19 protein-coding genes are annotated in these 22245 nt (G+C 35.1%); 9 read left to right on the top strand and 10 right to left on the bottom strand.

What is annotated here, in order from left to right; genetic code table 11:
• Positions 1 to 197 precede the first annotated feature (197 nt).
• Positions 198 to 581, bottom strand: a complete 384-nt coding sequence (locus PZ892_RS10770) for a nuclear transport factor 2 family protein (protein ID WP_277711134.1) — start codon at positions 579 to 581, stop codon at positions 198 to 200.
• Between the two features lie 51 nt (positions 582 to 632).
• Entirely contained in the window at positions 633 to 1673 is a 1041-nt protein-coding gene (locus PZ892_RS10775) for an SMP-30/gluconolactonase/LRE family protein (protein WP_277711136.1), read from the bottom strand.
• 124 nt (positions 1674 to 1797) lie between these two features.
• Between PZ892_RS10775 and PZ892_RS10780 the strand changes: the two genes are divergently transcribed.
• Positions 1798 to 3393, top strand: a complete 1596-nt coding sequence (locus PZ892_RS10780) for a TlpA disulfide reductase family protein (protein ID WP_277711137.1) — start codon at positions 1798 to 1800, stop codon at positions 3391 to 3393.
• Positions 3394 to 3595: 202 nt separating this feature from the next.
• Here PZ892_RS10780 and PZ892_RS10785 read toward each other — a convergent pair whose 3' ends face one another.
• Complete coding sequence (locus tag PZ892_RS10785; protein WP_094258920.1) at positions 3596 to 3808, bottom strand: hypothetical protein; 213 nt, start codon at positions 3806 to 3808, stop codon at positions 3596 to 3598.
• 240 nt (positions 3809 to 4048) lie between these two features.
• Here PZ892_RS10785 and PZ892_RS10790 point away from each other — a divergent pair, with 240 nt between their 5' ends.
• Entirely contained in the window at positions 4049 to 4396 is a 348-nt protein-coding gene (locus PZ892_RS10790; protein ID WP_277711140.1) for a hypothetical protein, read from the top strand.
• Positions 4397 to 4575: 179 nt separating this feature from the next.
• Positions 4576 to 5103, top strand: a complete 528-nt coding sequence (locus PZ892_RS10795) for a hypothetical protein (RefSeq protein WP_277711142.1) — start codon at positions 4576 to 4578, stop codon at positions 5101 to 5103.
• Between the two features lie 238 nt (positions 5104 to 5341).
• Here PZ892_RS10795 and PZ892_RS10800 read toward each other — a convergent pair whose 3' ends face one another.
• Positions 5342 to 6382, bottom strand: a complete 1041-nt coding sequence (locus PZ892_RS10800; RefSeq protein WP_277711144.1) for an OmpA family protein — start codon at positions 6380 to 6382, stop codon at positions 5342 to 5344.
• 101 nt (positions 6383 to 6483) lie between these two features.
• Complete coding sequence (locus PZ892_RS10805; protein ID WP_277711145.1) at positions 6484 to 8121, bottom strand: glycoside hydrolase family 32 protein; 1638 nt, start codon at positions 8119 to 8121, stop codon at positions 6484 to 6486.
• Between the two features lie 144 nt (positions 8122 to 8265).
• Here PZ892_RS10805 and PZ892_RS10810 point away from each other — a divergent pair, with 144 nt between their 5' ends.
• Positions 8266 to 9897, top strand: a complete 1632-nt coding sequence (locus PZ892_RS10810; RefSeq protein ID WP_277711147.1) for an ABC-F family ATP-binding cassette domain-containing protein — start codon at positions 8266 to 8268, stop codon at positions 9895 to 9897.
• Between the two features lie 72 nt (positions 9898 to 9969).
• On the opposite strand, the gene PZ892_RS10815 is transcribed toward PZ892_RS10810, so the two are convergent.
• The 3 genes from PZ892_RS10815 to PZ892_RS10825 are packed head-to-tail and all read right to left on the bottom strand — an operon-like array spanning position 9970 to position 13500.
• The gene (locus PZ892_RS10815; RefSeq protein WP_094258915.1) at positions 9970 to 10866 is read right to left on the bottom strand and encodes a hypothetical protein; all 897 of its coding nucleotides are present in this window, start codon (positions 10864 to 10866) and stop codon (positions 9970 to 9972) included.
• Positions 10867 to 10875: 9 nt separating this feature from the next.
• A complete protein-coding gene (locus tag PZ892_RS10820) occupies positions 10876 to 12762 on the bottom strand; it encodes a beta-ketoacyl-ACP synthase III (protein WP_277711148.1) in 1887 nt (628 codons plus the stop codon).
• Complete coding sequence (locus PZ892_RS10825) at positions 12763 to 13500, bottom strand: sterol desaturase family protein (RefSeq protein WP_277711150.1); 738 nt, start codon at positions 13498 to 13500, stop codon at positions 12763 to 12765.
• Between the two features lie 889 nt (positions 13501 to 14389).
• On the opposite strand from PZ892_RS10825, the gene PZ892_RS10830 reads away from it, so the two are divergent.
• Complete coding sequence (locus PZ892_RS10830; RefSeq protein WP_277711152.1) at positions 14390 to 14683, top strand: GIY-YIG nuclease family protein; 294 nt, start codon at positions 14390 to 14392, stop codon at positions 14681 to 14683.
• Positions 14684 to 15020: 337 nt separating this feature from the next.
• On the opposite strand, the gene msrA is transcribed toward PZ892_RS10830, so the two are convergent.
• On the bottom strand, positions 15021 to 15656 hold the full coding sequence (gene msrA, locus PZ892_RS10835) for a peptide-methionine (S)-S-oxide reductase MsrA (protein WP_277711154.1): 636 nt from the start codon (positions 15654 to 15656) through the stop codon (positions 15021 to 15023).
• A 157-nt stretch (positions 15657 to 15813) separates the two neighbouring features.
• Here msrA and PZ892_RS10840 point away from each other — a divergent pair, with 157 nt between their 5' ends.
• From PZ892_RS10840 to PZ892_RS10855, 4 genes are all read left to right on the top strand, one after another.
• The gene (locus PZ892_RS10840) at positions 15814 to 16329 is read left to right on the top strand and encodes a hypothetical protein (protein ID WP_277711156.1); all 516 of its coding nucleotides are present in this window, start codon (positions 15814 to 15816) and stop codon (positions 16327 to 16329) included.
• Positions 16330 to 16331: 2 nt separating this feature from the next.
• A complete protein-coding gene (locus PZ892_RS10845) occupies positions 16332 to 16538 on the top strand; it encodes a helix-turn-helix transcriptional regulator (RefSeq protein WP_094258767.1) in 207 nt (68 codons plus the stop codon).
• Between the two features lie 85 nt (positions 16539 to 16623).
• Complete coding sequence (locus tag PZ892_RS10850; RefSeq protein ID WP_277711159.1) at positions 16624 to 17499, top strand: ABC transporter ATP-binding protein; 876 nt, start codon at positions 16624 to 16626, stop codon at positions 17497 to 17499.
• Between the two features lies 1 nt (position 17500).
• Positions 17501 to 20677 (top strand): M1 family aminopeptidase, encoded by a 3177-nt coding sequence (locus PZ892_RS10855; RefSeq protein ID WP_277711161.1) that lies wholly within the window; start codon positions 17501 to 17503, stop codon positions 20675 to 20677.
• Here PZ892_RS10855 and PZ892_RS10860 read toward each other — a convergent pair whose 3' ends face one another.
• Positions 20678 to 22150, bottom strand: a complete 1473-nt coding sequence (locus tag PZ892_RS10860; protein ID WP_277711163.1) for a glycoside hydrolase family 76 protein — start codon at positions 22148 to 22150, stop codon at positions 20678 to 20680.
• Positions 22151 to 22245 lie beyond the last annotated feature (95 nt).

The following is a 22245-nucleotide window of genomic DNA, read 5'->3' on the forward strand; positions in this document are numbered from 1 at the left end:
AAAGATATTTCAAAGATTTGAGAATTAATATGAGAAACCGTAATATTTTAAAGACAATTTAGCAGGTAGGAAAGCAGACTTCAAATAGCATAAATTAACCCTTTGTTAATGAAAGGTTTAGCAACCTTAGCCTTGAAAAAATTACAATAAAAAAAGGCAAGATTTTGCCTTTTTTTATTGTAAGAAATATTTTTTATTTAATCTTTCTGTTTAACATAGTCAGATTCGGTATGCATAACGCATTTCCATTCTCCATTTTCAAGAATCCAAGTAGAAGTACAGACACATTTTGAATTACGAATTTCACCTTGATTATCAACCTCGATTTCAATCAGGTACCCTATAGTAGCGAAACTTTTACTAAATAGTTCCACAACGGCATCTGTCAATCCCTTAATCTTCATTTTCATTCCCTGCCCCATGTCAAAATATTTTTTATAGGTCGGTTCATCAATTTGATTTACACCATCCTTACTCGCAACTATACAGGGGAAATAAGTTAAATTTTTTACGGTTTCATAGTCCAGATTAGCCATTCCATCCCAATATTTGCGTTCAAGTTCTATAATTTGATCTTTCATTTCCGTAGAGTTTATGTGATAAATCTTGAACAATCTGCGAGAAAATAGGTTTTAATTTTTCAGTTTAACACGTAATAATTGATCTGTAGAAGTAAGATATAAATATCCATCTGTAGCAAAAGCACAGTTTGCCGTATGTACAGTTGAACGAATTCTACCTATTGGTTTTCCTGCAGGATTAATCACTACCACTCCATCCCCTGCTGCAGCAAACATATTTCCATTTTTATCAATTTTTATACCATCAGCCGCCAAGGATTCTGCTGGGAATTGCTTTTTAAAGTCAAAGAATATCCTACCTTCTGATAAAAGACCATCCTCTTTAATATCGTATGCCATAATAAATGGATTATTTCCATCGCTTAAAGCAACAAATAAAGTTTTTCCATCAGGAGAAATAACAATTCCATTAGGTCTAGCCAAATTTGAGATTACTTGGGTAGCTTCTCCTTTTGCATTGACTTTGTAGACCCCATTTTCAGCAATTTCTTTTGTTTCGGTATCATTTTCACGTCCTGGTAAGCCATAGGGAGGATCAGTAAAATAATAATCACCATTCGGGTGTTGGCATATATCATTCGGAGAGTTAAACTTCTTGCCTTGCCAATTATCGACTAAAGTTTCCTTCTTTTTAGTTTTCAAATCAATTTTTGCGATTCTTCGGTTTCCATGATCACAGGCAATTAAAAATCCTTCTTTATTAACCAATAAGCCATTCGTTCCTTGCTCCTCACTGTATGTCTCAGGGCCTTCAAAACCGGCAGGTTTAATAAATTCCTGTAATCCATTAGCTTCAGACCATTGATAAATAATATTTTGTCTGGTATCCGAATATAGTAGGAAATTGCCATCATTTACCCAGACAGGACCTTCAGCCCAAGTCATACCATCAGCAAGTTTTTCAACTTGAGCCGTAGAATCAATAATAGCAAGCATGGCAGGGTCTAACACTTCGACATTCCCCATTTTAGGATATTCCTTTTCAAGTTTAGTGCTGTCAGCATTCGAATTCGTATTGGATTGACTGGTGGAATTTGCACAAGAAGCCAATACAGATGAAAATACAAGAGCATGAATAAGAGTTTTACGCATATGAGTAGGTTTTAGTTTTCTTAAAAATAGGAAAATAGGCTGAAAATGAGTCTATATAATATTAATAAATTAAATAGAAATATCATTTTTAATTAATATATTTAATCAAACCAATTCGCTGATTATGAAAACATTAATTAGTCTAATCATTCTACTATCTACGATCCTTACGGGATATTCCCAATCTAAAAAATCAGATTCTTCAATTCCAAAACCAATAGAACAATGGATAAAATCGGAATTATCGAAATCAAAAGTGAAAGAAATTAAAGATTATGGTATAGATAATTTTTTCAAGGAGGACTCCGTTCGGATAATAGGTTATATCAAAGGATATAAACCAGAAAATTCTTCGAGATATGGCATGATTTACCATGGAAATCTCATAACCAATGAAGAAAGTCCAACCTTAGTTCGAATAAGTCCAGATGGAAGGTTTGAAACGCAGATCTTGCTCAAATTTCCATTGCATTCATTTATGATTATATTTAATAAATTTTACAATTTTTATGTTGAGCCAGGGAATACTTTGGCGATGATTATTGATCCATCTGTGGAAAATGAAAAAAAGGCCATTCAATTTTTAGGAAATACCCAGCAAATAAATAAAGAAATCGCTTCCATAGAACTTCCTGATATACCTTATGATTCTTTATTAACTCGGATCAAAACCTTATCAGAGCAGAAGTTTGTAGAGATAACCAACAAGAAATGGGAAGAAGAGAAAAGCCGGGTTCAAGGTATTTTTGCAAAAGATAAATATTCGGCAAAAGCAAAGAAGGTACTATTAAATAATATTGACCTTTATTACCTGGATAAGTTTTTCACTTTTGAGATGAACCGAAAGTATTATGCAGATCAAGATAGTAGCAATGCCGTATTGCAAGTACCATTATCAGCTTCTTATTTCGATTTCATAAAAAAAATAGACATGAATGATCATACTTACCTCATTGGACGAGAGTTTAATTTTACGATCAATCGAATAGAATTTTCTCCAATATTTCCCTTGAGAGAATTTATAAATGAAAAAAATGCATATGAGAAGTTAGATTCAGTTGGCATGGCTCGATATAAAAGCAAGGAATTACCCTTGTTTTATAACATTGCTAAGGTTCGGGCGATATCTGGAGATTTATTAAGATCCATTGGTAATAAGGAAAGGGTTGAAAAAAATCTAATTGATGCTAAAAAGAATCTTCATCAAGCCTTTTTAATCTCTGAATTAGAATCAGTTATTGCGAAGAAGGATAAAAATAAAAATGGTTATGAGCTTCCTAAAACGGAGTCAGCAGCAATTTTTAAAAAATTAATGGAGCCATATAAGGGTAAAATTGTGGTTGTTGATTTTTGGGCGGAGAATTGTGGTCCTTGCCGATCAAATATTGAACACACTAAAGATTTGAGAAATCAATTGAAAGATCATCCGAATCTAGAATTTGTATTTATTACAGATGTTGGTAATACTGGTAAAAAGTTCTACGATGGATATATCAAAGAGAATTACATGGACAACAGTTTTTTAGTTTCCGAAGATGATTATTTAGCATTTCGGGAATTATTCCGGTTTAACGGTATTCCACGATATGTTTTAATGGATGAGAATGGTAACATTAGAAATGAAGATTTTCCAATGCACAACCTAGCATATTACTTGAGTTCTAATTATCCAGAGAAATTCAAGAGAGAGGATTTCGAAGTCAATAAGAAGACGGAGTAAAAACAGCATTAACCCCAATTAATCGATCGGATTAATAGGTTGTTCTACCATTGTACTATCTAATTTTGCACTATCAATACTATCTAAGCTATCGATGGGTTGATCCATTTGATTATTATTGTTATTGCTGGGATTATTGCAAGCAAATGTGGTTAGCAAGAACAATAGGGAAAAAAAATATATTAGTTTTTTCATGACAATTCTATTTTTTAGCTGTGATTTTCTTTGGTTCTTTAGGATGTAAATTAGGATCCGGCATAATATTTAATTGATCTTCTTGCGGATCTACCCCAGCTTCAGCATCCTTATCCTGAGGTTTTAATTTTCTTTGCATAAATGCGGTCAAATCCTTCTTTTTATTGGGCCTATCCTTATTGTTAAGCCCTTCTTTTGCACTTTCATTTTTAGTAGCCATAATTTCTATTTTCAAAGTCATTTAAAAAGCCAGGTTAATCTAATTGTTTCAAATTAACCTGGCTCTTTGCAAAATGGATAATTAAACGTTAACTAGAATATTATTCTGTATGCTTATCTTAAGAAAACCTGGTATTAAATTTTGTTGACATTATTTCAATAAAGCGTATAAATACATTTACAAAGGGTATTTATCCCACAACTAAATAATATTGAATCTGTTCAATTCATAAAACATTATATGAAAACAATATTATTATCGGTAAAGCATGAGCAAGGTCTTATACTTGCCTTTGGTCTAATTCAAGATTTAATGGGTGATCCTGAAGACAATAAAAATAAGAAGAATAATGAACCGCAATTTCAAAATCCATTTTATGATCCTGATTCGGATCAAGGAACACCCAAACCTAGCCCAGAAGAAGATCCGCTAAAGGACGACAATGAACCTATTGGTGAGGAATACCCTTTGAAAGAAAATATTAACCCTGAGGAGGAAGAGGAAGAAGAAGAGGAAGAAGAAGAAGAGGAATACAGCAATAATTCTGATAGTCCGGGATTATTTGATGATGACGATGATGATTTTTAAGATCATCATTATTTTTTAGGGAATCCCTTTTAAATGAGAAGTTTGCGGATATTTCTTAGGATTAAAAATCATTGTTTTTGTGGTATTAAAGCGAATATTAGCGTGTTTTGGCAAACTATTTGTTATAACAGCGGAAACTTTCAAAGTGAGAGTTTTTATTGAAACAATTACTTATTATCATGAAAAAATTATTTTTACCTATTCTAACTCTATGTATGTTCATGCTTGCGACGAGCAAGAATGTACATGCGCAGACTCCTTACCGTACTGCCATTGGGCTTGGGATTGATTTAGGCGATGGCGAGAGTTTATTTGGTCCGCAGCTAAAACATAGTTTTGGCGGTCGCGATGCTGGAAATGTTCAAGTATTATTTGGGGATCACATTACAGTAATTGGTGCTGACTACTCTTATAATCAACGTATTGCCGGAGCAAAAGGATTGACTTGGTATGTTGGTGTTGGTCCACAGTTATCATTTATTGACCATGGAAAATGGGATGATGATTGGTATGACGATGATGATAAACACTGGAAAGGTGAAACGCATACTGATTTTGCCATTCGTCCAGCATTAGGTATGGAATTTAGAATTCCTTCAACACCATTAGCAATGCATTTTGATTGGAAACCTTGGTGGAACTTATCACATGGTTCACACTTTGAAGCATCAAGATTTTCATTAGGATTTAAATTCGTATTGAAATAAGATTTCATTAAGAATAAAAATAGCCTGCATAAATTATGCAGGCTATTTTTTTGTTCTTTAATTACACAAATGCGCCCTTAGATTGTTCTTCCTATATGAAGCGGCCTAAGATATTCAGAAAGATGAGCCCCTATCAATATTGGGCATTTATATGGTTCTTTCTGGTTCCCATGAGTATTTATTTAGTTGGGGGCTTAATCATGCTGATTGTAACTTTAATAGACCGGAAATAATTCCTTTATTTTTTAATCAGCTCTACCCTTCTATTTTGTTGTTTTCCTGCTTCAGAATTATTGTCAGCGATAAAGTCATTTGCACCAAAACCATTTGAAGCTAATCTGGATTTATCGATTCCATCCTGAACCAAAGTATTTAAAACAGTATTCGCACGATCTTTGGATAGCTGTAAATTATGGTCAGCATTGCCAACATTATCCGTATAGCCATTGATATCTAATTTCATGGAGCTATTCGATTTCAAGACTTTTCCTATTTCAGCGACCAATTCTTTACCATCAGGTTTCAGGGTTGCCTTATCCGTATCAAAATTAATTTGAAGCACGGACTTCCCCTTTTCATTTAAATCTTTTTCAATTTTATCTGCTTTTATGATTCCGACAGTTTGTTTGAAGGCCTCCGCTTCAGCAACATAAATAGCACCATAAGCAGTATTTGAAACAATGGCGAATAAAATTACCTTATCCCCTTTTTTCAAGCCATAGGTAACCAGGTTTTCCATGCTGGAAGTACCAAAATCATAGAAATAGCCATCTTTATTATTGGCTTTATTAAGTGCGTCAATTTGTTCTTGCGGCACTTGTCCTTCAAAAAGTTTTTTAGCACCTAAACTTTCAAAATGTTTAGCATAAGATTGAACAAATTTATATTCATCCCACTTTCCACTTCCAGGATCTTTAGGGTCAGTCATACCATAGCCTTTGACTTTAATTTTACCCTCAACTGGATAAAATGAATTTCCAGTATAGAATTCAATCTTTCCGAAGTCAGACTCTCTATCAAAGCCATAGCTACTTTTAGCGTCGAGCCATTCTGGAATTGAATAATAAGGGAATTGTCCCATCTCAGCAGTTGCCTCAGGCAAGGATTCCGGGTTGAACGTATTAGCAGATTCAGTCGGGTTTGTTGTAACGGTCGTATCCAAAGTGCTGTTTGAAATACTATCCGAGTTTGCATCAGCATCCTTATTTGCCGCATTATTACATGACATCACAGCCAAGAATGCAGGCAGTATCCCTAATAAAATGGTTCTTTTGTTCATTTTTCATTAATTAGTGTAATTAAATATAGGAATATTACCTGTTAATAGCTTTAATTAATTGAGTTTTTTAGGCATGTATTTCAGGTTAAGAATTTCCATTATTATTTCCATATTCCTTTGATTTCAAAGACTTCCAATTCCAGAATTTCGATATTATTGCCCCAGAAATGGAACCCTTCCTGATTATTCAAATCAGGTTTTCTTTCGAGATAACTGGTATAGATTCCGTTGTCAAAAAAGACTTCGATGGAGGTTCTATCAATGTAGATATCGGCAGAAAGTTCCATACTGGTTGGGTCCTGAGGCGAGTAAAACATGGTATTCAAGATATTAGCATTCATATCATAACTAATCATCCGTTGTGCATAGAGGTTAAACCCTGCTTCAGTAGCATGTGATAATTTGATTTTTGTACGGATTCTAATCTTATCGTAATCGCTAAATTGATGTAAAAGTTCATTAGCCTTGGCAGAAGTCAAATTCTTCCAGGAATCGATCTTGCTAAACAATTGTTCTGTTTCTTTTATTGGGTTATTAAATAACCGAGGGCCATCTTTCGTAGTTCTTAAACTCAGTTCAGTTGGCAACATCATCATACCATTGAAGGGCATGTTTGGCTGTTGGACTCGCCCCCATCCTATTTGAATTCGGCGACCGTCATTTTCAGGGATGTTGCTGTAAGTTTGAGCAGCATAGAGTTTTCCAGAATTATAGAAATATTTACCTGCTTCAGGGCTAAATACTTTCCCATCGAAAGAGCCAAGCATATAGGTTCCAGTAGCACCATACATAACCCATTTTTTATTATTCGGATCCCCATCAATTGGCAATTCAAACAATTCGGGGCATTCCCAAAAACCTGATACATGACTTTGATAGGTCCAATTTTTCAAATCATTAGCGGTGTAGATGGAATGTCCGTCGCGCTCATTTAATATCATTACCCAATGTTTAGAAGGCTCATACCAGAAGACCTTTGGATCTCTGGTATCCTGACTATTCCATTTTTCCTTGGAGTCTATGATTGGATTTTTGTTGTATTTTGTCCAGGTTCTACCTTTATCCAAGCTATAGGCCATACATTGAACCTGTCGGGCATCGGATGCTGCCGTATAGAAAGCAATCATTGCGGGTTGTTTACCTTTATTGTAACCTGCATGATTCTGATAATCAATAATGGCGGAACCTGAGAACATGGTACCTAATTTATCAGGATATAAAGCCGTTGCTAATTCTTTCCAATGAATCAAATCGGCACTTACGGCATGTCCCCAATGCATATTTTCCCATTCTGTTTCCATTGGGTTATGTTGGTAGAACAGATGATATTCTCCATCGTAGAATACTAATCCATTAGGGTCATTTATCCAGCCTCTTTTTGTGCTAAAGTGGTATTGCGGACGATTCTTTTCATGGTAAATACTGTCCTGTCCGTGGATTTCATCAGCCTGATAGATTTTCTTCAGGGCTTTCTCATCCACATCAGCGCTAATCTTTAGATTTTTCCCCATGAGATGGGAAACGTCATAAAACACCCAATAGTCTTCTTTGTCGGGAGCTAGGCGGACAACAACAGACCAGGGCTCAGTAGCTTCTGGGAGAAAGGTCATTTTCTTTCTGTCCTGTTGATTTGAGATAGGAAAGTTGAGATATTTTTTATTGATTTTAAGCGTGATTTCAGCTGCAGAACCAAGACTTGGAAGGAGCAAAAGCAAAAGAAAGAAAGCCGAACATTTCATAGGTAATCGTTTAGGTTAGATTAAGATAGGGATTATTTTAGGATATATTTTTCTTTTTTTGGATAATAAAACAAGATTGAAAAGTTCCAAAAAAGAAACGAATATTTCCTCTATCTTTGCAGCTCAAATAAAATCGATCGAATCGTGATTAACGTAAATAACATTTCCGTTTCCTTTGGAGGAACGACTCTTTTTTCCGATGTAACATTTTCCATCAATGAAAATGATAAAATCGCCTTAATGGGTAAGAATGGTGCTGGAAAATCGACCTTATTAAAGATTATTGCTGGCGTTGGGAAACCGACGACAGGAAATGTTTCTGGGCCTAAAGATGCAGTGATTGCCTATTTACCTCAGCACTTATTGACGAAAGACAATATGACGGTCTTTGAGGAGACCTCCAAAGCATTTGAGGAGGTTTATAAGATGCGCGATGAGTTAGAGGAGTTGAATGAGCAATTGAATGTACGTACGGATTATGAGACCGATGATTACATGAAATTAATCGAGCGGGTTTCAGAATTGAGTGAGAAATTCTACTCAATCGAAGAGACCAATTACGATGCTGAAGTTGAGAAGGTTTTAAAGGGATTGGGTTTTGAGCGTTCTGATTTCAACCGCCAAACCTCTGAGTTTTCAGGAGGTTGGAGAATGCGTATTGAATTGGCAAAAATCCTTTTGAAGAAACCAGATTTGATTTTATTGGATGAGCCTACCAACCATATGGATATCGAGAGTATCGAATGGTTAGAAGATTTCTTGATCAACCAAGCGAAGGCTGTAATTGTTATTTCGCACGATAGAGCATTTGTAGATAATATCACCAATAGAACCATTGAGGTTACCATGGGTAAAATCTACGATTATAAGGCTAAATACAGTCATTACCTGGAACTTCGCAAAGAGCGCAGACTACATCAATTAAAGGCTTATGAGGAGCAACAACGCTTTATCGCTGATAACCAAGAATTTATCGATAGATTCAAGGGTACCTATTCTAAGACATTACAGGTGCAGTCACGCGTAAAAATGTTGGAAAAACTGGAAATTATTGAAATTGATGAAGTTGATAACTCAGCTTTACGTTTGAAATTTCCACCTTCACCAAGATCAGGAACCTATCCTGTGATTGTTGAAGACTTGACAAAATCATATGGTGATCATTTGGTCTTCCAAAAGGCGAATATGGTCATTGAGCGAGGACAAAAAGTAGCATTTGTAGGTAAAAACGGAGAGGGTAAATCGACGATGATCAAGGCCATTATGGGTGAAATTGATGTCGAGGGAACTTTAAAAGTTGGCCACAATGCTAAGATTGGATATTTCGCACAGAATCAAGCCGCATTATTGGACGAGGAGCTAACGGTTTTTGAAACCATTGATCAAATAGCGATTGGTGATGTAAGGGTGAAGATCAAGGATTTATTGGGCGCCTTTATGTTTAGTGGAGATGATACGACCAAGAAGGTAAAAGTTCTTTCTGGTGGTGAGAAGACCAGGTTAGCGATGATCAAATTGTTATTGGAGCCAGTAAACGTATTAATTCTGGATGAGCCAACCAACCATTTGGACATAAAGACCAAGGATATCATCAAAGATGCCTTACAGGATTTTGATGGTACATTGATCTTAGTTTCCCACGACCGTGACTTCCTAGACGGATTGGCAACTAAGGTATTCGAGTTTGGAAATAAACGCGTTCGTGAACACTTTGAGGATATCAAAGGATTCCTTGAGTATAAGAAAATGAGCAGTTTAAAAGAGATTGAAAAATAATATAATTCACTTAAAAAGAAAGGGTTAATATACTATATATTAACCCTTTCTTTTTTTATATAGAATATTCTTTTAAACAACCACTGGAGTTTCTTCCGTATGTAATTTTTGTTGAGCTATAAGATGATGCAATACTTCCGTTGAAAGACCATGTAAGGTCAATCTAAATCCTGCACCATAAGTTGGCAGAGGAATCATAGGATGCTTATTGTTCAATGCAATTAACTTTTCAGGACAACGCATAATCGTTGCGGCATATACCCCAATAACCTCATCCAACTGTAAGGAATTGGAAGCACGCCAGAAATCATTGTCCGTTAGGAAAAATTGATAGACCGGGGTAAATACTTCAATAGCTGAGGATAAGTCCATAATATTGGTCCAACGATTTGGGAATTCCTCAAATGGAATTGGGTTAGCTGAAACAGCGGAGAAATTTGGATTATCAACGGGTTCAATTTTCAATCCTTTATCCTGAATTGCAGTATTTAAATTGATAATAAAGTTATAAAGATTCAGGTCATGCTCTAGGAACAAATTATCTTTTACCGCATTGAGAGATAAGGGCTTAAGTGGATTCATTGGAATATCTTCTGCTCCTTTGACATTATCTTTAATAAAGCGCAATACTTCAGATCCTAAATAGAAGTGGCGCAGAATCAAGAAATTAGCTTCTGGAGACACCCAATATTTCATTCCCCAGTAGAGAAATCGATGCAGCGTTTTAGGAGCATTGATCAGATTAGGCGCTACGGCTTTAAAAATCTGCAGAATGATAATCGTCAATCGGCCAAATACGCGCAGAAATGGCAACAGAAATTGCTTACTTTTCCGATTGGAATCAAATAGAAAAGCGGCCTTAGCATCCTTATTAAATGGCACACTATTATCAAGGAACAAGGCATGCCAGTGGCTGGGATCCCTTGGGTTATTCTTCTTATGTTCGAAATATTCGCTGGTATGTAACATATTTCAGTATTAATAATTTCCTATTTCAGCCAGTTGCAGTTGGTATAATTTCGCCACCACTTTCGCCGTTTTTGCTACCCTTTTGGCCATATCTTCAGTCAATAACTCGGAGTTCAATGCTTTTTCAAAACGCTCGAAGTGATTATCATTGGAATCGGAGGTTTCATGGTAGATAAAGAAGGAAACCTGATCATCCTTTAAATCCAACTGATGCTGAATAGCTCGACCCCATTTTCCTGCCAAACGATTCCCTAAGCCTTCGATGATAAACATGCCACCCAATAAATCAAAAGGATTCGGTTGGCTTGCTTTATGGAACATAAAGGCACTTAATGCTTCAGAACCAATATTTTTTTCACCATGATAGAGGTCTTCCCTATCTCCGCCACAATTGATATAGTTCTTTTCCAGAATCTGATAATCCTTGTGTTCATCCCTGGAATGTGAAATAAATGAAGAACGGATATCGAAATAATCCATACTCACATTGGATGCCGCACGAGCAATCCATTGAGAGCCATCTATTACTTGCTGTCTTAAATTTAACAAAAGTAATTTATAGTCTTCCAGACTGATGGTTCCATTATAGATTCGTTCGATGATAGGCGTATTTCTCAAGGATAATTCGAAATCGACCCAAATCTGAGTTAAGTCTCGTACCAATTTTTCCTGGATAGGTTTATGGTCAATATGTATTTCAGGAGCTAAGATTTCATCCTTTTTAGAAATGAGAGGGGTTTTATCGCTTTGACCATTGCCGACAACCTTAAGTTTCATGAAGGTGGTAATAAATCGTCCACTCTCCGGAACCATACAGATTATTTCCTGATTTGGTTTTAATTTATTGCTGTAGAGCAATTCATCCAGCATAATATAAATGGAAGCAGCGCCAGTATTTCCCTTGTCGTGAAGATTAGTGAACCATTTATCTTCCTCGATGGTCAGTCCGCCTTTTTTCAGTAAATCAACAATTGGCTGTTTGAAATATTCTGAAGAATAATGGCAAACCAACCAATCAATTTTCTTAGGGTCTACCTTTCCTGCTTCAATCAATTGAAAGAGATGCTGCACACCCAAATTCACGGTATTATTGACCAGTTTAATATCTTGTTTTAAGTTTATTGCAGCATCGGCATCCGCATCTGAGAAATTAGGGTAATCCAACCAATTTTTATCGATGGTACCATCTTTCTTTTTGTTAGCCCCTGTGTACATGCAGACTTCAAAACTATTAGCATAGGATTTGACATCTATCCATTCAATTTCAAGGCTTAGGCCATTTTTATTGGGTTTATTAGCGAGGTACATTGCTCCGGCTCCATCAGAAAGCATCCAGCGTAAGAAATCGGTATCTAAAGGGAGTCCTTTTTCCTGAATTTGAGGTTGTTTTTCAAAGCGAGAAGCCTTGAACATTCGGCTCGGCATATCCGCTGCACAGGCAATCGCGTTTTCATTTTCAGAAGTCAGGATATGGAGGAAAGCACTTTTTAAGGCCATAATGCCCGATGAGCACACGCTTTGATGGGAGACGATATTACAAACCGGAAGCTTAGCTTCAGCATGTACCATGCTTGCGAATCCCGGAATTGGCAAGTCGCCTTGGGTCGTTCCAGCAGTTAATAATTCAATATCCTCCTTCTTGATCTTGGCATTCTCAATGCAATTTTGGATAGCTTTATCGGCCATTCCAGCCACTGAATCGGTTGAATTTTGTTCTTTATCCAAAGCATAATAGCGAGTGTTAATACCGTTTTGCTTCAGCATTCGATCCTTGGTCCTAGAGGGTTTCCCTCCTATCAATCCCAAATAATCTTCCATTTCATCATTTGAAATGGGTGAATTTGGAAGATGCTTACCAATTGCATTTATATAGACTTTTTTATTTTCTGATTTCATTTAATTCTTATTTTCTGAAACTTGCGTTTTAAATATTTTATCGAAGATACTGAGCATAAATCCAAAATTTCCGTGCCCCCATTTATGATGCATACTATGTCTAAAGGTATATTTAGAGAAGGATGAGTTGGGTTTATCAGATGGTATTTCATGGTTACAATGACCTAGCAAATTGATGACCAAACTCATAATCGGGAGGCTTAATATTGAATATACTTGAAAATCATGGATAAAGAGCGGGAAAAAGATTACCGTTCCTAATAAAAATGCTTCAATCCAGTGGAAGCTAAAAATAGAATAAGATGTTGGTTCTTTAGACCAATGATGTACTTTGTGCACATTCAGGAAGAACCAGCGACGATGGAGCAGCCAATGGACCATATAGAAGTGGAGTTCGTTCCAAAGGAATAATAATGGGATCTCCCATAGGCAATTCCAAGGATTATCAAACCTCACCTTAAAAATCCCTTGAGAAAATAATATTTGAAAGAGAATGGCTTGGAGTGAAAAAACGAGGATGGAAACCAATGAGTTTCTGATTTCCTTGCTTCGTTGTCCGGGTTTCTTGGCAAAGACAATCTGCCTTAAGGTTTTATTCTTGGTTTTGTAATCCACAATGATTTCAGTGAAGAATGTACCCACGAAATATAGGATGCTGAAAAACACAAAAAAGAAGGCACTGGTATAGTACCATTCCGACAAGACGAAATTGAATGTTTTTTCCAGTAATTCGTTCATTTATATTCCCTGTGCCTTATCGAATTCAACCAATTTATGTAATATTAACTCAATTTATTAAAGGTTTATTATGTTTTATCTCACTTAGATAAATCCTTGAAACAAGGAGAATTAATATTAATTGAAATTATTGAAAATTAATCCTTCTCTGCAATTAAATTAATAAAAAAATTAATAATAGCGGTATGGAGGATGGAAAGATTGGAGAATGGATTCTTCGGCGATGCTCAGAATGACAGCCGAATCTTTTTTTGAAGGAAACAGATTCTTCGGCGGTGCTCAGAATTCCTCTCAGGGGTTATCTTGTAATGTTACATAATCAGCGTAGGTAGAACGAATGGGCAATTTTTCTGTCTTTTATAGCGTAATAAAAATGGATTCTTCGGCGATGCTCAGAATGACAACCGAATCTTTTTTTGAAGGAAATAGATTCTTCGGCGGTGCTCAGAATCCCTCTCAGGGGTTTCATTGTGACGCTACATAATCAGCATGGGTAAAGCGAAAGGGCAATTTTTCTGTCTTGTATAGTGTATTAAGAATGGATTCTTCGGCGATGCTCAGAATGACAGCCGAATCTTATTTTGAAGGAAACAGATTCTTCGGCGGTGCTCAGAATCCCTCTCAGGGGTTTCATTGTGACGCTACATAATCAGCATGGGTAAAGCGAAAGGGCAATTTTTCTGTCTTGTATAGTGTATTAAGAATGGATTCTTCGGCGATGCTCAGAATGACAGCCGAATCTTTTTTTGAAGGAAACAGATTCTTCGGCGGTGCTCAGAATCCCTCTCAGGGGTTATTAGAATGTTAAGAATATGACAATAATTCACAAATAATCTTTAGGTAATTTTTATTTAAAATTCGTTGTTGAAATTGATAAAAAACAAGAAGTATGGTTCATATCTATTTCGTTTATATCATTACGAATTATAAAAAGAAGGTATTATATATAGGAGTTACAAATAGTTTAAAAAGAAGGCTTCATGAACATCAATTTGATGATGGATATTTTAACTCATTTACAAAGAAATACTATATTTTTTATCTAATTTATTATGAACTATTTACCGATGTTAATGATGCAATAAATCGAGAAACTCAATTAAAAGGTTGGACCAGAAAGAAAAAGAATGCTTTGATTAATAAGAAAAATCCAAATTGGGACTTTCTTAATAATGAGATTTAGAGGGATTCTGAGCGTAGTCGAAGAATCTGTTTTTTTACAAAAAATGGCAATTGTCATCGTGAGCAAAGCGAACGATCTATTTTATAAAGGAATGTATTCACAATCAAAGATTGTGATGATGAATTGAAAAATAAAATTTTCAACCTTGTTTATGGTAATAAAAATGGATTCTTCGGCGATGCTCAGAATGACAACCGAATCTTTTTTTGAAGTAAATAGATTCTTCGGCGGTGCTCAGAATCTCTCTCAGTTGTTTTTTAACTAGCTATTTCCCCAGAAAAAAGGGATGAATTATTTGAAAATTCATCCATTTTTTGATCTTTATTTTTTATTCCTCTTACTTTTCTGGGTTTGCTTTTTTAGCGATTTCGAAAAGATCTGGACCTATGTGGCAATATCCACCTGGATTTTTATCTAAATAGTCTTGGTGGTAAGTTTCTGCATCAAAGAAATTCTTTAATGGTTCATTTTCTACCACTACGGGCTTTTGTAGACTTAGGGATAATAGATGAAGTTTATCTTTAATAATAGCCTCATCAGCTTTATCTGTGTAGTAGATTCCGGTGCGGTATTGTGTTCCTCTATCGTTTCCTTGCTTATTTAAGCTGGTAGGATCGATACTTTGGATGTATAAATCGATCAATAATCCTAAGTCAATTACATCTGGATCATAAACTACTTTTACGGTTTCTGTAGCACCTGTATTTCCTGTACATACTTCTTCGTAAGTAGGGTTGTTTTTGGTTGCGTTTGCATACCCAACTTCGGTACCTACTACCCCTCTTACCAATTTGAAAAAATGTTCGGTTCCCCAAAAACATCCTCCTGCGAAATATATTTCTTTTCCTTTTCCTGTTGTGTTCATTGTCTTATTAATTTCTGATTTTTTTTCCTCCTTACGGTCTGTAAATCCCATTGTCATTAAAAATACTACGACCAATAAGGTTGCTCCAATAATTGTTAATTTATTCATTTGCTTCCAATTTCAAGGACAAAGTTAAGGAATTTGACAATTAAATCTATCTTTTTGGGAATAGAACAGAATTAGCGAATAAATGTTTTTTGTAAAATAATTAATGTTTTACATTAATTATTTATAAGTTTGCATTATATATTAATATCAAACCTTTATGAACCAGGTAAAAATTATATCAACATTTTTAAAATATCTCTGCTATTTTCTAGCAATTGGATATTCATTAACCTTTATCTATTCTGTTATTTGTTTGTTGACTGGTCTTTGGACTCTTCCCTATGGAGATGGAAAGTATTTACACATCTTATATCCCTTTACAAATGTGCCATTTATAAATTTAGATAATAATATCAAATACTTTATTTTTTCATTTCTACTACCGGTTGGCTTTTATGGGATATTTTTTGGATTAACTGCGCAGGTATCCTCTGTATTCTTAAAGTCCAGGATCTTTACGAAAGAAAATCAAGGCATCTTTGAGCGATATTTTATGTTGAATACGTATATCCCTCTTCCAATGGTGCTTATTGGATTGATGTTTGTCGAAGTGGAGGGAATGATATGGATTTTGGTTTTCATCCATCTTATTTTGGGTATCTTTAGCCTGTTCTTGGCTAATATTTGCAAACAAGGACTACATTTACAAAACGAACAAGATTTAATTATTTAAACATGCCTATCATCGTCAACCTTGATGTCATGCTTGCCAAACGTAAAATGCAAAGCAAAGAGTTAGCAGAGAAATTGAATATTTCTCCGGTAAATCTTTCTATTCTAAAAACGGGAAAAGCTAAGGGCGTTCGTTTCGATACTTTAGAGGCTATTTGTCAAATTCTGGAATGTCAACCCGGGGATATTCTGGAATTTAAGGAAGACTAAGCAGCACAATCAAGGTCCTTTATTTATTGATTTTTTTAATCGGCAATATTGCTGACAGGCTATTTATTGCCAAAAAATTTAAATTATGAACACATTAATTATTAATGAGCTTAACCTCAGCTACCCCAATAATCAGCAAGCAATTAAGGATGTTTCATTGCAGCTCGAGAATGGAATGTTTGGGCTTCTTGGACCAAATGGCGCCGGAAAATCATCTCTCATGAAGACCATTGTCGGGCTACAAAAACCTAGTTCAGGAACCATCATGTTTAATGGGGAAAATATCGTTCAAGAACCTGATCATATCAAAAAGCATCTGGGATTCCTGCCTCAGGATTTTGGAGTTTATCAAAAAGCCTCTGCTTATGATTTATTAAATCATATCGCCATCTTAAAGGGAATTACTGACCAATCCCAAAGAAAGCAGCAAATTCTAGAATTGTTGGAAAGAGTTAATTTATCCTCATTTCAAAACAAGGAGGTGCATAAATTTTCCGGTGGTATGCGGCAAAGGTTTGGGATTGCCCAGGCCTTATTAGGCGATCCTAAAATCATAATTGTCGATGAACCTACAGCTGGTTTGGATCCTGAGGAAAGAAATCGATTTAATCTCCTCCTGAATAATATCAGTAAGAATATGATTATTATTTTTTCAAGCCACATCGTTGAAGATATTCAGAATTTATGCCCGCAAGTTGCGATTATGAATCAAGGCAAGATTCTGACCTTGGGCAATCCAAAAGATTTAGTTCATCCAATTCAAGGAAAATTATGGGGTAAGAGCATAGACATTCATGAAGAAGTCTGGTATAAAGAGGATTACCGAGTGATCAGTCAAAAACTTGTGAATGGGAAATTGATGATTAGTGTGTTGCATGATGAACAGCCAAAAGGATTTGAAAGTATTCAACCTAGTTTGGAGCATGTTTATTTTTCCAGTATTGAAACTAATCTCAATTAAAATGGCTAGTATTTTTCACTTCGAACTTCGGCGTACTCAAAAGTATTGGGCAAGCTATTTCTTGGGATTGATATATATTTCGGCAGGCTTTTTTATAGGAAGTTCATTCAATCTCTCATTTTCTGAGGGGTTATATTTGAATTCAGCATTCAGCTTAGGATATGTGATCGGCTTATTAAGTTTATCTGTCATATTTATTGCCAACTTATATGCCCTTCCCCTATTGTTTAAGGATCAAGATTCCCGTTTTGAGGAAGTATTATTTGCATTACCTATTTCCAAAAAGGAATATGTGGGGGATCGATTTCATTTCTTCTTTTTGAAAACATTCTTGAGCTTTTTCTTGCTAATCATTGGTTTTGCAATCGGACAATTATTACGAAATGACTTCAATGTAAACCCTGAATTTCATTTTTTCCATTACCTCTATCCCCTACTTGTTTTTGGATTATTGAATAGCTTTTTGGTTTGTAGTTTTCTATTTATGGTCGCACAAACTAGCCGAAATAAGTTGCTTCTGATCATTGCTGGACTTTTGCTATATGTTTTATACATGTTGGTTATGGTATTTTCCAACTCCCCATTTATGAGTTCTAGTATACCACAATCCATTACAGCAGAGAAGATATCAGGCATTCTGGATCCTTTTGGTCTATCCGCTTATTTTTCAGAGGCTAAAAAGATGAGCATTGCTGAGAAAAACCAACATGTAGTAGCCCTACAAGGTTCTTTATTGATCAATAGGTTGATCTATTTTTTTATTTCAGTAGGATTACTGCTTTACTGTTTTAAAAGTTTTGACTTTAGAACTAACCATTCTAAACCTCAGAAGCCTCAGAAAATTAATAACCAAATTAATAGAATGGGGTATCAACATTTATTACTTAGGATTAAACCTAAGTTCGATTCATTTGCTAGTTTCAATTCTATCCTTTCACTGTGCAGAATTGACCTTAAATATCTTTTTAAGGGCATATTTATTACTTCCAACATTATTCTTCTATTATTTTTTGTGGGCATGGAAATGTATGCAGAAATCGAGAAAGGCATCCGAATTCCACAGAAATTTGCGAGTTCAGGATTGATGGCGGTAACTATTTCTGAGAACTTTTACTTATTCGGTTTACTGATGGTGGTCTATTTCTGTAATGATATTTTCTGGAGAAATCAGGTTTCAAATTTTCACTTGATTGAATTAAGCAGCTATTATTCAAAAAATAAAAATATAGCCCATTTTTTGACCCTAAGTATTCTAATATTATTTTTTAGTGTTTTATTGATTTTTGAAGGAATAGTATTTCAAATCAGTTACGGATATTATAATTTTGATTTCAAGGCATATGCATGTGTATTCTTATTCAACAGCCTCCCCATTATATTATTTGCGAGTTTTATTCTTTTAATCAATAACCTATTTAAGAATAGGTTTGTTGCACTGGGCGTATCAACATTTGCATTATTCCTTTTTACAGGACCGATTTCTAAAAAAGTTTTTAAAAACCCACTCCTGCAGTTTTTCTCAGATTTTCATGGGGTTTACAGTGATTTCAATGGATACGGATTCTACCCAGGAATATTTTCATTGAGGTTATTATTTGGAATCTGTGTTTCGTTGATGTCATGGCTATTGTGGCAAAGCATTAGAACAAAAAAGTTAGGGATTAGTAAGATTGTTTTAGTAGCAATCATAGTTTTAACTGCCGGAATTTCGTCAGTGAAATATTTGAAGCATTACATTCCTGAGGATCAAGATAAGGCTTGGCAAATTGCCGCTGAGTATGAATTAAAGTATAAAAATAAATATCAAAATATCCCTCAACCCACAATAACGAGGGTCAATACGGAAATTAGTCTGTTTCCTTCCAAGAATTCCTATAAAATAAAGGCTGCATATACCCTTGAAAATAAGAGTAAAGAAAATATTAATGAGGTATTAATCAGTTTCCCAGATGAATTAGATGTTATTACTGCTCGGTTGATTGTTGATACGCAGACTATCGCATTAACAAAAGATAACCAAGAAGTTAAATTGCAAAGGCCGTTTTATCCTTCAAAAACTGCGAGAATGGAATTTGAAATTGCTTATAATTCATATGCTGTAAATGGGCATCAAAGTTTCAATTCTATCATTGAAAACGGGTCTTTCATGCGGATAAGCAGATATTTCCCATTAATAGGCTATCATTCTAACTATGAATTGGATGATGAAAAATTAAGATCACAATTCAAATTGGCAACTAAGGAGGAGTTGAAATCCGTAAATGCTGCAGCGAATTCAATTGAAGATTTTATGGATTTAAGTATGGTTGTTTCTACAGAAAAGGATCAAATTGCGGTTGGAACTGGAGATTTAAAGGATCAGTGGACTAATTCAGGAAGGAATTTCTATAAATATCTGGCAAAAAATATTCCCTTCAGGTTTGCAGTATCATCAGGAAAATACCATGTGAAAAAGAGTAAATATAAAGGAATTGATATTTATGTTTATTATCATCCAAATCATGCTGAAAATGTTGAGCAACTGATAGAAAATACAAAATCAAGTTTGGACTATTGTATTAAGAATTTTGGCCCATATCCATTCAAAAGTGTTCAGTTTGCAGAAATTTCTTCATTTACGGAGGGATTCGCAGGCACGGCATACCCCGCGAGTATTTTTATGCCGGAGAATATGGTATTCCATGCAAATTTACAGGGAAGACAAGAGGAAGATGTGATCAATGAGTTGGCAGGACATGAATTATCGCACCTTTGGTGGGGAAATAGTCAAATAGATCCGGATCAACGTGAAGGAGCAACTATGTTGACGGAATCCTTGGCCATGTATACCGAAATGATGCTTTACAAGCATGAGTATGGTTTGGAAAACATGAAGAAAAGATTAAAAATTCATGAACAGATTTTTGAAAGTCAAAAAGGATTTGCTGAAAATGAGCCTTTATATAAAGTAAAATCAGAAAACTTCCATATCTCCTATTCATTGGGTGCAATGGCGATGGTAAAACTCAGTGAAATATTAACCGAAGAAAAGGTCAATACTGCGCTATCAAGCTTTTTGAAAAAGAATAGTTATCCTAAAAAACCAAGCAGTATTGATTTAATAAATGAATTTCTGGAGGTTTCTCCAAATGAAAAGACCAAACAAAAAGTTAAGGAGATCTTTATGAAGCCATGGTAATTAATTGGTATAAGAATACTCAGCCAACATAGCATATTGTGCAGCAAAGGAAAACATAAACATCCCTTCTACCCCTTTGGCCTTATTATCTGGACTCCAACCTGTTAACAGATTCGCAGGAAGAAAACCGTTTATAGAATGGTTTTTATAGCCATAATCAAGGTTCTTTTGAAACTCATTTAAATAGGATTTAGCCTCAGGATTTTCGGAGGCTAAATCTTTATATCCTCTAAGTAATATTCCATTGAACCAATTGTTAAAACCATCGGTTTCAAAGCTATAAAAACTGGGAATTTCGTTGTCTATTTTTGCAAAATAAGCGAAGCTATTTTGACCCATTTCAATGGCTTCCGTTTTATATTTTTGATCCTTGGTGGCAAGAAATAAGTCTACTGCTCCAGACAACATGGAACCGCTGTTGTAAGAATAAAAACGTCCTACAGCTTCTGTAAGTTTTGTATTTGCACGGTACTTGGTATTGCCAACTTCTTCATATTGAATTTTGCAATCCGGATCACAGCCGCCCAGCATATCAAAATATAGTCCGTTTTTTACCTTCAAATTATCCTGTTGCCAATCGTAAATTTCTTTAGCAAAATTTAAATAATACTGCTCCTTAGACTCCTTTTTTATACGTCTAGTTTTGCTGTCATTTGGATCAATAAAAGAACGATTAATCTGGTCATTTTTTCCTTGATATAAGGTATGCAACCATACTAAAGAGCTGATTAAAGGACCATTGCTACAGGCATGTTTAGTCGTGTATCTAGGTCCCCAAGTAATACCCCCATTTTCATTTCCATTGGAATCCAAAGTCGTATCCCATCCATCTAAGACATAATCTGTTAAATATTCTGCTTTATGCAAATAATCCTTATTTCCTGTGAGTTTGTAGGAATGAAGCAGCTCACGAAGCAGCCACATTTGATCATCATAAACATTGTAAATCCCAGTAACCTTGGCTTTCCCTTTTTCAGAAACTCGATCTACTGCATACACAGACCAAGTTTTTGTTTGTGTGTAGGAGGTCAATTCAAAAGTTCCTAAATAATAATCTATATTATCATAAAACTTGGACAACAGTTTTTCATACTTTTCAATGTTGGATTTATATACTTTTTTATCCGCAACACTTTTATTTGCCTTAAGAGCGGATAATATCGCATTTACTGCTTCAATTCCTGCGGAATACATCCAAACACTTGCCCTCTCATCCGATTTTTCCTTTGTAAAAGGGTTATAGAACCTTCGCATTTCAAAAGTTTGGGAATCAAAATAGGCAGAAATCGTTTTATCAACCAAAGACATAGCTCTCAGCAGGTTTTCATTAGCAATATCTTTTTTAATGGGAATTGAACTAATAAAGATGTTATTATTGAGGTTTTCCATCGCCGAAACCGATTGGAAGGCAATTGAGCCAAGGATTAGCCCAGTTGAGCAAATAGCAATTTTTAAGGCTTTGTGATTTAGCATTTTCTAAAGGTTGATTTCGGTTGAGTTGAAAAATTTGGACTCTCTTTGAATCTTATTCAAATTAAAGAAAAATAACCAAAAAACAACCTTCTATT

This window comes from Sphingobacterium sp. WM (genome assembly GCF_029542465.1).
In the GTDB taxonomy this organism is placed as follows: domain Bacteria; phylum Bacteroidota; class Bacteroidia; order Sphingobacteriales; family Sphingobacteriaceae; genus Sphingobacterium; species Sphingobacterium cellulitidis.

Bases quoted from the DNA above. Each gene is read 5' to 3' on its own strand.
- PZ892_RS10775 (WP_277711136.1), bottom strand. From the start codon at position 1,673: ATGCGTAAAACTCTTATTCATGCTCTTGTATTTTCATCTGTATTGGCT.
- PZ892_RS10770 (WP_277711134.1), bottom strand. From the start codon at position 581: ATGAAAGATCAAATTATAGAACTTGAACGCAAATATTGGGATGGAATG.
- msrA (WP_277711154.1), bottom strand. From the start codon at position 15,656: ATGAATAAATTAACAATTATTGGAGCAACCTTATTGGTCGTAGTATTT.
- PZ892_RS10825 (WP_277711150.1), bottom strand. From the start codon at position 13,500: ATGAACGAATTACTGGAAAAAACATTCAATTTCGTCTTGTCGGAATGG.
- PZ892_RS10840 (WP_277711156.1), top strand. From the start codon at position 15,814: ATGAACCAGGTAAAAATTATATCAACATTTTTAAAATATCTCTGCTAT.
- PZ892_RS10815 (WP_094258915.1), bottom strand. From the start codon at position 10,866: ATGTTACATACCAGCGAATATTTCGAACATAAGAAGAATAACCCAAGG.
- PZ892_RS10785 (WP_094258920.1), bottom strand. From the start codon at position 3,808: ATGGCTACTAAAAATGAAAGTGCAAAAGAAGGGCTTAACAATAAGGAT.
- PZ892_RS10860 (WP_277711163.1), bottom strand. From the start codon at position 22,150: ATGCTAAATCACAAAGCCTTAAAAATTGCTATTTGCTCAACTGGGCTA.
- PZ892_RS10805 (WP_277711145.1), bottom strand. From the start codon at position 8,121: ATGAAATGTTCGGCTTTCTTTCTTTTGCTTTTGCTCCTTCCAAGTCTT.
- PZ892_RS10780 (WP_277711137.1), top strand. From the start codon at position 1,798: ATGAAAACATTAATTAGTCTAATCATTCTACTATCTACGATCCTTACG.
- PZ892_RS10855 (WP_277711161.1), top strand. From the start codon at position 17,501: ATGGCTAGTATTTTTCACTTCGAACTTCGGCGTACTCAAAAGTATTGG.
- PZ892_RS10830 (WP_277711152.1), top strand. From the start codon at position 14,390: ATGGTTCATATCTATTTCGTTTATATCATTACGAATTATAAAAAGAAG.
- PZ892_RS10845 (WP_094258767.1), top strand. From the start codon at position 16,332: ATGCCTATCATCGTCAACCTTGATGTCATGCTTGCCAAACGTAAAATG.
- PZ892_RS10800 (WP_277711144.1), bottom strand. From the start codon at position 6,382: ATGAACAAAAGAACCATTTTATTAGGGATACTGCCTGCATTCTTGGCT.
- PZ892_RS10795 (WP_277711142.1), top strand. From the start codon at position 4,576: ATGAAAAAATTATTTTTACCTATTCTAACTCTATGTATGTTCATGCTT.
- PZ892_RS10820 (WP_277711148.1), bottom strand. From the start codon at position 12,762: ATGAAATCAGAAAATAAAAAAGTCTATATAAATGCAATTGGTAAGCAT.
- PZ892_RS10850 (WP_277711159.1), top strand. From the start codon at position 16,624: ATGAACACATTAATTATTAATGAGCTTAACCTCAGCTACCCCAATAAT.
- PZ892_RS10790 (WP_277711140.1), top strand. From the start codon at position 4,049: ATGAAAACAATATTATTATCGGTAAAGCATGAGCAAGGTCTTATACTT.